Annotated in this window: 10 protein-coding genes; 8 read left to right on the forward strand and 2 right to left on the reverse strand. The window is 65.2% G+C overall.

Features of this window, described 5'->3' with window-relative positions; all coding sequences use genetic code 11:
• The first annotated feature begins 113 nt into the window (after window positions 1-113).
• A complete protein-coding gene (locus ACEWQZ_RS07785; protein WP_476482515.1) occupies window positions 114-2,144 on the forward strand; it encodes a S9 family peptidase in 2,031 nt (676 codons plus the stop codon).
• A gap of 19 nt (window positions 2,145-2,163) precedes the next feature.
• Here ACEWQZ_RS07785 and ACEWQZ_RS07790 read toward each other — a convergent pair whose 3' ends face one another.
• Window positions 2,164-4,713 (reverse strand): tetratricopeptide repeat protein, encoded by a 2,550-nt coding sequence (locus ACEWQZ_RS07790; protein ID WP_476482516.1) that lies wholly within the window; start codon window positions 4,711-4,713, stop codon window positions 2,164-2,166.
• Window positions 4,714-5,031: 318 nt separating this feature from the next.
• Here ACEWQZ_RS07790 and ACEWQZ_RS07795 point away from each other — a divergent pair, with 318 nt between their 5' ends.
• A complete protein-coding gene (locus ACEWQZ_RS07795; protein WP_476482708.1) occupies window positions 5,032-8,304 on the forward strand; it encodes a S41 family peptidase in 3,273 nt (1,090 codons plus the stop codon).
• A gap of 64 nt (window positions 8,305-8,368) precedes the next feature.
• Here the strand turns inward: ACEWQZ_RS07795 and ACEWQZ_RS07800 are convergent, their stop codons facing one another.
• Window positions 8,369-8,794 (reverse strand): DUF3429 domain-containing protein, encoded by a 426-nt coding sequence (locus ACEWQZ_RS07800; RefSeq protein ID WP_476482517.1) that lies wholly within the window; start codon window positions 8,792-8,794, stop codon window positions 8,369-8,371.
• Window positions 8,795-8,891: 97 nt separating this feature from the next.
• On the opposite strand from ACEWQZ_RS07800, the gene ACEWQZ_RS07805 reads away from it, so the two are divergent.
• From ACEWQZ_RS07805 to ACEWQZ_RS07830, 6 genes are all read left to right on the forward strand, one after another.
• Window positions 8,892-9,743 carry a cytochrome c oxidase assembly protein gene (locus ACEWQZ_RS07805; protein ID WP_476482518.1) on the forward strand — a complete coding sequence of 284 codons (852 nt, stop codon included), beginning with the start codon at window positions 8,892-8,894 and terminating at the stop codon, window positions 9,741-9,743.
• A 29-nt stretch (window positions 9,744-9,772) separates the two neighbouring features.
• Window positions 9,773-10,234 carry a copper chaperone PCu(A)C gene (locus tag ACEWQZ_RS07810; protein ID WP_476482519.1) on the forward strand — a complete coding sequence of 154 codons (462 nt, stop codon included), beginning with the start codon at window positions 9,773-9,775 and terminating at the stop codon, window positions 10,232-10,234.
• The gene (locus ACEWQZ_RS07815) at window positions 10,231-10,836 is read left to right on the forward strand and encodes an SCO family protein (RefSeq protein ID WP_476482520.1); all 606 of its coding nucleotides are present in this window, start codon (window positions 10,231-10,233) and stop codon (window positions 10,834-10,836) included. The genes ACEWQZ_RS07810 and ACEWQZ_RS07815 overlap by 4 nt, the downstream gene beginning before the upstream one ends.
• A gap of 68 nt (window positions 10,837-10,904) precedes the next feature.
• Window positions 10,905-11,141: a 50S ribosomal protein L28 gene (rpmB, locus tag ACEWQZ_RS07820; RefSeq protein WP_476482521.1), complete on the forward strand. Its 237-nt coding sequence runs from the start codon at window positions 10,905-10,907 to the stop codon at window positions 11,139-11,141.
• Window positions 11,142-11,153: 12 nt separating this feature from the next.
• The gene (gene rpmG, locus ACEWQZ_RS07825) at window positions 11,154-11,321 is read left to right on the forward strand and encodes a 50S ribosomal protein L33 (RefSeq protein WP_476482522.1); all 168 of its coding nucleotides are present in this window, start codon (window positions 11,154-11,156) and stop codon (window positions 11,319-11,321) included.
• A gap of 318 nt (window positions 11,322-11,639) precedes the next feature.
• Complete coding sequence (locus ACEWQZ_RS07830; RefSeq protein ID WP_476482523.1) at window positions 11,640-12,239, forward strand: carbonic anhydrase; 600 nt, start codon at window positions 11,640-11,642, stop codon at window positions 12,237-12,239.
• Window positions 12,240-12,241: the final 2 nt, after the last annotated feature.

Genomic DNA, 12,241 nt, shown 5'->3' on the forward strand with positions numbered 1-12,241 from the left:
GGCGGGGTGAGAACACGAGCCCGCGGCTGCCCGCCGGGCCTTCAGGTTTGCGGCGGCGGGCGTTCGCTTCGGCGTAAGATACCGTCTCCACTTGACGCTCCAAGAGAGATTTCGTGACTCGAGAATTACCCACCAAACGCCTCGCGCTGTTTCTCCTTGCCTGCCTGCTGCCATTGTCCGCCCTGGCTTCGCCGTTCTCGCTGGAGGACCTTTTCGCCATGGAGTGGGCGTCGCAGCCGCAGATCACGCCCGACGGTGAAGCCGTGGTCTACGTGCGCAATTTCGGTGACCGCCAGGCTGACCGCTGGCGCTCGAACCTGTGGCGCATCGATGCCGACGGCAGCCACCACCGCCCGTTGACCAGTGGCATGCACCGCGATCTGTCGCCAAGAATCTCGCCCGACGGCAAGCGGGTCGCTTTCGTTCGCGCTGGCGCCGGTGGTGCCCAGCTGCACGTGCTGTGGCTTGAATCGGGCCAGACGGCCCGGCTTTCGCAGCTGCCGGCAGCGCCTTCAGGCATTACCTGGTCGCCCGACGGCACGAAGCTGGCTTTCAGCATGCTGGTGGCAACGCCCCCCGAGCCGATGGCCACGCTGCCGCGCAAGCCCGAAGGTGCCGACTGGGCAAAGCCGGCACGGGTGATCGATCAGATGCACTGGCGTCAGGACGGCGCCGGCTATCTCAAGCCCGGTGACCGCCACCTGTTCGTGATCTCCGCCGCCGGCGGCGCGCCGCGGCAGCTGACCGAAGGGTCGCACAACTTCCGCAGCCCGGCGTGGACTCCCGATGGCCAGCACCTGGTGTTTGCCGCCAACTTGAGCGACAACGCCGAACAGGAACCCGCGCGCTCCCGTCTCCACCAGCTCGACGTGGAGTCCGGCAAGATCGAGCAGCTCACCGAGGGGGCGGTCAGCCATTCCTCGCCTGTCGTGTCGCCCAACGGCCGCTACATCGCGTTTACCGGTTTCGACGACGAACGCATGAGCTACCACCAGTCGCATCTGTATGTTCTGGAGCGCAAGAGCGGTGAGTATCGCCAGCTGCTGTCCGATCTGGATCGACCGATCAGCCAGCCGGTCTGGGATCGGCGCTCCGGCGGGCTGTATTTCCGCTATACCAGCGAGGGCGTCACCCGCTTGGGTCATACCGGGATGAAGGGCCGGATGCGCGAGCTTGCAGCCAACATGGGCGGGGTCTCCAACAGCCGGCCTTATGGTTCCGGCAGCTTTTCGGTCAGCCGCGATGGCCGCTATGCCTTTCCGATGACCGACGTGACGCACCCGGCCGATATTGCCGTGGGGCGTGACGGCGACAATCGGCGCCTGACCCATATCAACGAGGTCCTGTTTGCCGGGCGCGACATTGCCGATGCCGAAGAAATCTGGGTGGAGTCCAGCCATGACGGCGAGCGCATCCAGGCCTGGCTGGTCAAGCCTGCCGATTTCGATCCCGACCGGACCTACCCTCTGATTCTGGAAATTCACGGCGGGCCGCACTCGGACTACGGGCCGCGATTTGCCTCGGAAATGCAGCTGTATGCCGCGGCCGGTTATCTGGTGCTCTACGTCAATCCGCGGGGCTCGACCAGCTATGGCGAGCGCTTCGCCCAGCTGATTCATCACAACTATCCTTCGCAGGATCATGATGATCTGATGTCCGCCGTGGACGCGGTTGTCGGCCGCGACTATGTCGATGGCGAGCGGCTGTTCGTCACCGGCGGCAGCGGCGGCGGCGTGCTGACTGCCTGGGCGGTCAGCATGACCGATCGCTTCCGCGCCGCGGTGGTCGCCAAGCCGGTCATCAACTGGTACAGCTTTGCGCTGTATGCCGACAACGCTGCCTTCTTCACCAACTACTGGTTCCCGGCGATGCCCTGGGAGGCGCCTGAACACTATATGGCTTATTCGCCGATCTCGCGCGTGGGCGAGGTGAATACACCGACCATGCTGCTGACCGGTGAGGCCGATTACCGCACGCCGATGCCCGAATCGGAGCAGTACTATCAGGCGCTCAAGCTGCGCGGTGTGCCCACCGCGCTGGTGCGCATTCCCGACAGCTCGCACGGCTTGAGCGATCGGCCCACCCAGCTGATGAGCAAGGTGGCGCATATCCTCGCCTGGTTCGAGCGCTACGACGAAGACTGAGCCAGGATGGTCGAGAAGATCAGCGCTGGGCGTTGATCTTCTCGACCAGTTGGCGGGCAGCGACGACCGTCGGATGGGTTTCGCTTGCGTGAATCCGGCGGTAGCTGTTCAATGAGGCCTGCGCATAATCGCCGGCCCGCCCGGGGCGGCTGCTTTTCAGGTGCAGCTCGGCCAGGCGTTTGAGGTTGTTGGCCACGTGCCGGTGGCCCTCGCCGAGTTCGCGGCGATTCATCTCCAGGGCACGCTCGAGCAGGTCGAGAGCTTGTTCGTGGTGCTTCAGGGCCATGTGAGTGGCGCCCAGATTGCCGAGTACCAGGGCAATGTCGTGATGGGATTGGCCGTAGCTGTTGCGATAGATCACCAGGGCGCGCTCAAGCAGGTCAAGCGATTCGGCAAGGTTTCCGTCTTTTCGGGCCAGGCCGCCCAGTGCGTTGTAGATCACGGCAACAGAAGGATGGTTGTCGCCCAGCGAGCGCTCGCGGATGGCCAGGGCTTGTTCATAAAAGTCGCGCGCTTCGGCGTTGCGCTCGAGCTGCGCATGCGCCCAGCCGAGCTGGTAGAGCACGCTGCCAACGGCCGGATGTTCGGGGCCGAAGGCGTTGCGGCGAATGGCCAGCGCTTCGCGAAAGGCGGGCAGCGCCTCTTCGGCCCGGCCGGTCTGGACCAGCAAAGAGGCCAGATTGGACAGTGAAAAACTGGTCGTGGGGTGGTCTTGACCCAGCACCTCGCGGCGCAGCTCGATGGCGCGGTCGTAGTACTCGCGCGCCAGTTCATTGCGATCCACGGTGGCTTCAAGAAGCGCCAGGTTGTTGTAGGAGTCGGCCAGCTCCGCCGTCCCGGGCCGATCATCACGTCGAATCGCCAGCGCGCCTTCGAGCAGCGCTCTTGACTCGTCCAGCCGGCCGAGTGAATAGAGCGTCAGGCCGAGCGAATTCATGAAGCCAGCGCGCACCGGCGGCGGCTCTTCAGCCACCAGCGACAGCGCGCGGCGGTGCACCTGCTCGGCTTCCTGGTAGCGGCCCTGCGAGCCCAGAATATCGCCGTGCAGGGCCCAGGCATCAGCCAGTGCCCGGGTCGGGGTGCTGGCGTCAGCCGCGAGTACGTCGACGGCTTCCATGGCCAGTCGGCTGGCGCGCTCATAGTCGGCCAGGCCGCGATGGACCCGGGCCAGCACCTGAAACATTTCGGCCTGTACCTGCGGCGTTTCCTTGAGCACGCGAATGCGCTCGGCGCCGCGGTCGGCCAGATCGCGCGCGGTCAGCTCCTGTTCGCGCGCCCGCCACGGGTCGGCCTGCTCGAACAGGCCCACCAGAAACTCGCTGACCTGCTGCGTCTTGCGGGTTTCCACCTGCGCCCGATCGCGCTCGATGCCGGCCTGACGCGCCTGCCAGCTGGTGCCGGCCAGGCCGAGAATCAGCAGCACCACCACCAATGTGCTCAGGCCCGTAGCGAAAGGATTGCGCTGGATGAAGCGCGTGGCCACGTAGCGACGCGAAGGCTCGCGCGTGAGCACGGTTTCACAGCCGCGGTAGCGTTCGATGTCGCGGATCAGGTCGGCGACCGAAGGATAGCGGTCTTCGGGCCGTCGGGCGCAGGCGGTGGCGATGACGGCGGCCAGATCATCGCTTCTCGGACAGCATTCGCGCAGGCGCGAAGCGAGCACCCGCGGGTGGTCGGCGAGGTCCGGGTCGAAGCTTTCTCCGCACAGCATCCAGTAGAGCAGTGCCCCAAGTGACCATTGATCCGACGCCGCTGAAACCGATTCGCCGGCGCGCAGCTCGGGCGCGGACCAGGCCGGGGTGATTGCGCGGATGCGCTGAGCCGTATCCTCGCTTTCCGCCGCGGCCAGTCGAGCGACGCCGAAATCGAGCAGCCGCACCCGCCCATCCTGGCCGATGCGAACGTTGGCCGGTTTGATGTCGCCGTGCACCACTTGACGCTGATGCGCGTGCGCGACCGCCTCGGCCAGGCGAAGAAAGCGCGCCAGGCAGGCGCGATAGTGCGGGTATTGCTCCGCGCGGCACTGGTGCAGATCGCGACCGCTGACCCACTCCATGACCAGCCAGGCCTGGCCGTCGTCGGTGGTGCCACCGTCGAGTATGCGCGCGATGTTGGGGTGGTCGAGCCGGGCGAGCAGCTGACGCTCGATGGTCAGCCGCGTTCGCAGGCGCCGATCCCGGCGCAGGCGGATGACCTTGACCGCCGCGGTCATCTCGAAGGCGCCGTCGGCGCGCTCGGCGCGGTAGACCTGCCCCATGCCGCCACGGCCGACCAGTTCGATCACGCGCCAGGCACCGAGCTCGGTTCCCGGCTCCAGGCGATCACAGGCACGGTCGATTTCGGCTACCGCCGAGTCGGCCACCTCGCGAATCATGCCGTCGAGATGATCGGCCTTTGCCGACAGTGCATCGAGCAGCGGGCCGAGCCAGCGCATCAGCCGGGGGCAGCGCCGGGCGAGCTCACGCAGGCGCCTTGCCCGCGCGTTCTCGTCGAGCTCGAGCAGGCGCTCGAACTCCGCATCGAGCACGCGGCGACGCATCGGCGTCAGGCGCCCGGCCGGCAGATTCACTGCTCGGGCTCCCTGGCGAACGGGGCTGATGCAGCGGGCGCTGGTATTGCCCCGCGTCTGGATCGTCGGAAAGTCACCGGCTTGAAAGCCGGATCGCAGGCGTCGCTCATACCGCATTCCCTCCCGAATGACAGACTGCCGGGCCGGCGCGCCGCCTGGCTTTGCGGGCTTCCTCCGGGCCCGAAAAGGATATTAACCCGACAGCACCGTCGTTTGCATGCAGCCGGCGTCCGTGACGATTGGCCCATGCCCGTTGGTCGGGCAGTTGTTATATTCGGCCCGGAAAATCACTCACCACTGGAGAACCCGCCCGTGCCCATGCTCAGGATCTGCCTGCTCGCAGCGGCTTTCATGCTTTCGCATGCTGCCGCTGCCGAACCCGTTCGCCTGCTCAGCCAGCCCGCCGTCTCCGGCGAGCATCTGGCTTTTGTGTATGCCGGCGATCTGTGGGTGAGCGATCGCGATGGCGGCAACCCGCGCCGTCTGACCACGGCCGCCGCCGAAGAGAACAATCCGTATTTTTCGCCGGATGGCAGCCAGATTGCCTTCGCGGCCAACTACGGGGGCAACACCGACGTTTATGTCATTGCCGTCGAAGGTGGCCAGCCCAAGCGCCTGACCTGGCACCCCGGACGGGATGTGCCGGTGGGCTGGAGCGCCGATGGCAAAGCGGTGGCGTTTGCCTCTGGGCGCGAAACCGATCAGGGCCGTTCGGCGCAGCTGTGGCACGTGCCGGTTGCCGGCGGCGCGCCGGTCCGGCAGATGCAGGCGCGGTTTTTCCGCGGCCGCTGGGATGCTCAGGGCGAGCGCCTGGCCTACATCGATTTCGGGCCCGCCTACAACGGGCTTTACGGCGGCTCGGCCGGCTGGCGCGGCTATCGTGGTGGCACCACGCCCTCGATTCGCATCATCGCGCCCGATGACAACGAGGTCACCGATATTCCCGGCGAGCGCGTCAACGACATCCAGCCCTTCTGGATGGGCGACAAGGTGGTGTTCATCTCCGACCGCCACGACAAGCGGCTGAACCTGCATGTCTTCGATACCGCAACCGGCGAGATCGAGCGTCTCACCGATCAGGCCGACTGGGACGTGCACTGGGCCGACGGTGTTGGCCAGCACATCGTGTTCGAGGCCGGCGGCGAGCTCCACGAGCTGAACCTGGCCAACGGCGAGCAGCGCACGCTCGAAATCGCGATCAATCCCGATTTGCCGCAGCAGCGCGTGCAGTGGAAAAGCGTCCAGGGCAACATCGAGCGCGTCGGCATTTCGCCGCACGGCAAGCGCGTGCTCGTGACCGCCCGCGGCGAGGTCTTCACCGTTCCGGTCGAGCATGGCTCGACCCGTAATCTCACCGTTACCGACGGCCAGCGCGAATACCCGGCGCTGTGGTCGCCCGAGGGCACCGAGATTGCCTGGATCGTCGAATCACTCGACGGCCAGCAGCTGGTGATTGCCGACCAGCACGGCGAGGAAATCGCGCGCCACGCCCTGGGCCCCGACTTCTATACCCTGCAGGCCTGGGATGCCGCCGAGGGCCGGATTGCCTACAGCGACAACGGCGTGAGCCTGTTCGTGATCGACACCGAAAGCGGCGATCGCGACACCATTGCCCGCTCAGCGCGGATGGGCAGGTTTGACGTTGCCTTCTCCCCTGATGGGCGCTGGTTGGCCTATACCGTCAATCGCGACAACTACCTCAGCGATCTGATGATTCACGACTTCGAGTCGGGCAAGGCAACGCCAGTCAGCGATGGCATGGCCGATGTTGCCTCGCCGGCCTTCAGCCGCGACGGCAAGTATCTGTTCATGGCCGCCTCGACCAACGCCGGGCCGCTGCAGTTCGGGCTCGACATGTCGACCCAGGAGCGGCCGTATCGCGCCGGCATCTACGCGCTGGTGCTGGCCGCCGACGGCGATTCGCCGCTGGCGCCGCGCCGCGGCGACGAAGAGCCGGGTGACGAGAACGGCGAGGACAAGGACAAGAGCAAGAAGGACAAGAAGGGCGAGGAAGAGCCCGAAGTCGAGGTTCGCATCGACTTCGACGGCCTGGCCGAGCGCATGGTCGCCCTGCCGGTTGCCAAGGGCAATTATCGCAATCTCCAGGTCGCCGGTGACGGCAGCCTGTTCTGGATGCGTTATCCGCAGCCCGGATCAAGCGTGCAGATGCCCGGCGAGAACACGATTGACGAAAACCGCCTGCTGCGTTTCGATTTTGAAAAGCGCGCCGCCGCGACGGTGTTCAGCGGCCTCAACGGTTTCGGCATCAGCGCAGCCGGCAGCCATGTGCTGATTCACGGCAATGGCTCGGTTCAGGTGGCTGAAGCCGGGGAGACGATCAAGCCCGAGGCCGTTGACCTGTCGGGCCTGCGTATGCAGATCGACCCGCAGAAGGAGTGGGCGCAGATCTTCAATGAGGGCTGGCGCATGCAGAAGGAGTACTTCTACGCCGATAACCTGCACGGCCTGGACTGGGACGCCGTGTACGAGCAGTACCGCCCGCTGCTCCAGCACGTTGGGCGCCGCGAGGATCTCAACGCGGTGATGGTGGAGATGATCGCCGAGCTGCATGCTGGCCACAATCGCGTCAGCGGCGGTGATGTCCATCGCGAATCCGGCCCCGGCGTCGGCCTGCTTGGCGCCAATTACGTCATCGACAGCGGCCGCTGGCGCATTGATCGCATCTACACCGGCGAGTCCTGGAACGCATTCTTGCGCAGCCCGCTCGACCAGCCCGGCAACGAGGTGCATGAGGGCGAGTACATCCTGGCGGTCAACGGACAAACCATCACGGCCGACGACAATCTGCATGAGCATCTGTACAACACCGTCGGCGAGCAGGTGACTCTGACCGTCGCCTCCGAGCCCGGCGGTGGCGGCAAGCGCGAGGTCGTCGTCGAGCCGGTGGACAGCGAAAACCAGCTGCGCTTGTGGGCCTGGGTGGAGGCCAACCGCAAGCGCGTCGATGAGGCCAGCGACGGGCGGGTGGGCTATGTCTATCTGCCCAATACCGCCGGTGCCGGCTATACCTTCTTCAACCGCATGTTCTACGCCCAGCTCGACCGCGAGGCGATCATCATCGACGAGCGCGGCAACGGTGGCGGTCAGGCGGCCGACTATATCGTCGAGGTGCTCTCGCGCCCGCATCTGTCCAACTGGGTCTATCGTCATGGCGAGATTTCGCGCACGCCCTTCGGTAGCCTGCACGGGCCGAAGCTGATGATGATCGACCAGGATGCCGGCTCCGGCGGCGACTACCTGCCCTACGCCTTCCGCGAGCTGGGTATCGGCCCGCTGCTGGGCAAGCGCACCTGGGGCGGGCTGATCGGCATCTTCGCCAACCCGGGTTTCGTTGACGGCGGCACCATGACCGTGCCGCACTTCCGTTTCGCCAATGCCGACAACGAGTGGGCAGTGGAAAACGAAGGCGTGGCTCCGGACATCGAAGTTGCGCTCGATCCGGTGGCGACCAACAACGGCCGCGACAGCCAGCTGCAGGCAGCCATCGAGCAGATCATGACGATGCTCGAAGGCTATTCCGACGATATCTCCCGGGAGGCTCCAGCGCTGCCTACCGAGCTGGGTCAGTAGGGCCAGCCGGCTCACCGCACTTCGGCTCCGGGCTTGCTCCGGAGCCGAAGTACAGCGGTGTTTTTCAGCGGCCCAGTTCGATCAGTACCGCCACAACAAGCAGCGCCACGACGGCCGCGCTGTTGCCTGCCCGCATGCGTCGGTACCAGCCGGGCTGGGCCTTTCGTACCCACAGGTACTCGGCCGTCCAGTGCAGCGCAAACAGCACGGCCAGCAGCACGGCAGCGGAAATGGCCGGCAGCAGAAAGGCCGGCAGCGCGGCCAGCACCAGCACGATGCTGGCAATCAGCGGCGCTTCGGGCTCCTGCGGTTTGTCGAGCGCGGCCGACCACAGCGTGCCGCCCATGAAAGCCAGGATCAGCACGCCGTAGCCAATCAGCAGTTCGACCAGCCACTCCGGCGCCCCGGTCCATGCCACCAGGGTCCAGGCGGCAAAGGGCAGCACGCCGGCCCAGCCCAGAATCCTTGCCGTTTGTTGTCTGTTTCGCATGCTCGGTTCCTCGTGCGCCATGAAGGTGTGCAGCTCACAGGATACCGCCCGTTCGGCATGGCTTAGAATACCGGCCTGCTCACGCGGTCCGGTTGTGGTGTCCGAATTCTTCGCTTTTTTCGTTCCCTGGGAGTTCAGCTGGCTGGTCCAGATCAGCGTCTGGGGCGCATTGCTGCTGTATTTCAACGGCCTGCGCAACACGCCGGCGAGCGAATTGCCGGGCTACTGGCCGATTATCGGCTTTGTGGTCGGCGTGGTGCTGATGTATCTGGTGACCCAGACGCGCTATGACTACTGGTCGCAGTACATGTTCTTTGTTCACCGTATTCAGCACCTGGTGCTGCACCACACGGCGCCTTTCTTGATTGCGCTGGCCCTGCCCGCGCCGGTGCTCGCGCGCGGCATTCCCGCGCCGGTGCGCGCGTGGTTTTCCCGCCGGCGCTGGCTGCGCTGGATTTATGTGGCACTGTATCGTGTGCTGCAGCAGCCGGCGGTTGCCAGCATCCTGTTCGTGGGTCTGATCGCCTTCTGGCTGATGCCGGAGCTGCATTTCGACGCCATGCTCAGCCGCAATCGCTACTGGGTCATGAACTGGTCGATGGCGCTCGATGGGCTGCTGTTCTGGTGGCTGATGCTCGAGCGCGGCGGCCGCGGCATCACTCCGCGCTTGGGTTACGGTACGCGCATGCTGCTGCTGGCCGCGGTGATGGTGCCCCAGATCATCATCGGCGCGAGCATCACGTTTGCCGAAACCAATGTGTTCGATGTCTACGCCGTATGCGGGCGGGCCTGGCCGCTGGATCCGATGACCGACCAGCATATTGGCGGCCTGGTCACCTGGATTCCGGCGGCGATGATGAGCGTTGTGGCCGCGCTGGTGGTTCTCAGGTTCTGGGTGCACGACGACGCAAGGCAATACGCTGCAGGCGCTGAAGCGGCGCCGGCCTGATCGACCAATTGACAGGAGGAGTACAGAGAATGAAAGCCTTATCCGGGATCTTGCTCATTGTTGTGCTGCTGGGCGGCGCGATCTGGTGGGTGGCTGGCATGCCTCCGGCCGAGCCGATCGAAATAAATAACCCGCGCGTGCGCCTGGTGCCGGGCGGGGCGCCGATGGCCGGGTATTTCAGCATCGCCAATCACACCGACCTGCCCGTGCGTCTGGTGTCGGCCTCTTCGGAGGCTTTCGGTCACGTGATGATGCATCGCACCGTGGTTGATGACGACGGCGGCGCGCGCATGGAGCACCAGGACGGCGGGGTTCTCGTTGGCTCCGGCGAAAGCGTTGCCTTCGAGCCCCGCGGGCTGCACCTGATGCTGATGGACGCCACCACCGAGCTGGAGGTGGGCGAAGCCGTGGAGATCGTGCTCGAATTCGAAGACATCGAACCGGCCGAGCGGACGGTGAGCTTTACCGTGGTGCCGGTGACCTCGCAGTGACTCTTCGACGCGTTGTGCTGATCTTGGCTGTGGGGCTGATGCTTGCCGCCTGCAGCGATCGGAGCTGGAACGGCAAATCGATCGAGGGCCTGATGCCGCAACTGGAGTTCGAGCTCACCTCAGAAACCGGTGAGGTCGTTACCGAAGCGGTGTTTGCCGGTCGCCCGGTGGCGATCTATTTCGGTTTTACCCACTGCCCCGATATCTGCCCGGCCACCCTGGCGCGTCTGGTTGCCGCCGTGCGCCGCCTGCCCGAGCCGCTGCAGCAGGAGCTCCAGCTGGCCTTCATCAGCGTCGACCCCGAGCGCGACGGCCCGCAGCAGCTTGCCGACTACACCAGCGCCTTCAGCGACCGCATGCTTGGCCTGACCGGCGACACGAAGCACCTCAGAGAGCTGATGCACCGCTACCGCGGCACCTTTGGCTACGACGACAAGCGGCCCGACGGCAGCTACGACGTCAGCCACAGCTCGGCCATCTACGTCTTTGACGCCGCCGGTGAGCCCCGGCTGATGCTGCTCGACCGCCTCGGCGTGGAGGAAATTGCGGCCGACCTGCGGCGGCTGCTCTCCGACGGGGCAAAAAGCGCCGATGGCGCTTGATCTGCGGGCGGATCTGGGGTATAAAGTGCGGCTCGATTGCAACCAAATAAATTTCAGGAACATTCGTCATGTCCCGAGTGTGTCAGGTGACCGGCAAGCGCCCGCTGGTCGGCAATAACGTTTCCCACGCCAACAACAAGACCAAGAAGCGGTCGCTGCCGAATCTGCACCGTCACCGATTCTGGGTCGCCAGCGAGAATCGCTGGGTCCGGCTGCGGGTCTCCTCGAAGGCGCTGCGCATTATCGACAAGAAGGGTATCGACCAGGTGCTTACCGACCTGCGTGCCCGCGGCGAACACGTTTAAGGAGCTTCAGGCATGTCCAACAGCGCGCGTGACAAGATCAGAATGGTTTCCAGTGCCGGTACCGGCCACTTCTACACCACCGACAAGAACAAGCGAAACACTCCGCACAAGCTGGAGATGAAGAAGTACGATCCGGTGGTGCGCAAGCACGTGATGTACAAGGAAGCCAAGATCAAGTAAGCGCTCCGCCCCTCGCGGTGCCGCTTCGAAAACGCCGGGCATGCCCGGCGTTTTTGCGTTCAGGAGATTGCGCGGGGCGTTGGTGGCGTGCTTCGCTTCATGCATCTACGCAGGCCACGGTCACACCCCGCAATGCCTTGAGGCCCCGACCGCGGGCGGCGGTCACAGGGCATCTCATGGTGCCGCGCCGGGTAACGCCCGCCGGTCGAGAAGACCATCACGCCGTGGTCGTGGCGCAGCGCGAAACCCGAGCTGGTGACGCCCGCGCTTGCGCGCTACAATTTCCACCCATTCCGAATCCAGGGCCAGACAGCAGTCATGACCGACGATCTCATCCGCGGCAACGCCGCCTGGGCGGAGTCGATACGGAGCGGGGCTCCGAACTATTTCGAACGTCTGGCCGACGTTCAGAAGCCCGACTATTTCTGGATCGGCTGCGCCGATTCGCGGGTGCCGGCCAACGTCGTCACCGGCCGCGATCCCGGCAAGATCTTCGTTCATCGCAATATCGCCAACGTGGTCCATTCGACCGACCTCAATCTGCTTTCCTGCCTCGAGTTCGCCGTCGACGCGCTGGGTATTCGCAATATCGTCATCTGCGGCCACTACGGCTGTGCCGGCATCCGGGCCGCTACCGAGGACGTGATCCACGGCCTGGCCGATCACTGGATCGAGCCGATTCGGCGCGTGGCTCGCCACAAGGCTGACGAACTCGATGCGCTGGGCGATGGCGAGGCGCGCCTCAATCGGCTGGCCGAGCTCAACGTGGTCGAAAGCGTCAGCCGGACGGCTGAAACGCCGGTGATCCAGCGCGCCTGGTCACGCGGTGACGAGATTGCCGTCCACGGTCTGATCTACGGCCTCAAGGATGGCTTGCTCACGGATCTGGACTGCTCCGTTCGTCGCACCGCCGCGTAGCG

It is taken from the genome of Wenzhouxiangella sp. YN1, from assembly GCF_056324145.1.

Excerpts from the sequence above, each read along its gene's own strand:
- ACEWQZ_RS07795 (WP_476482708.1), top strand. The coding sequence starts at position 5,032 with ATGCTCAGGATCTGCCTGCTCGCAGCGGCTTTCATGCTTTCGCATGCT.
- rpmB (WP_476482521.1), top strand. The coding sequence starts at position 10,905 with ATGTCCCGAGTGTGTCAGGTGACCGGCAAGCGCCCGCTGGTCGGCAAT.
- ACEWQZ_RS07800 (WP_476482517.1), bottom strand. The coding sequence starts at position 8,794 with ATGCGAAACAGACAACAAACGGCAAGGATTCTGGGCTGGGCCGGCGTG.
- ACEWQZ_RS07810 (WP_476482519.1), top strand. The coding sequence starts at position 9,773 with ATGAAAGCCTTATCCGGGATCTTGCTCATTGTTGTGCTGCTGGGCGGC.
- ACEWQZ_RS07830 (WP_476482523.1), top strand. The coding sequence starts at position 11,640 with ATGACCGACGATCTCATCCGCGGCAACGCCGCCTGGGCGGAGTCGATA.
- rpmG (WP_476482522.1), top strand. The coding sequence starts at position 11,154 with ATGTCCAACAGCGCGCGTGACAAGATCAGAATGGTTTCCAGTGCCGGT.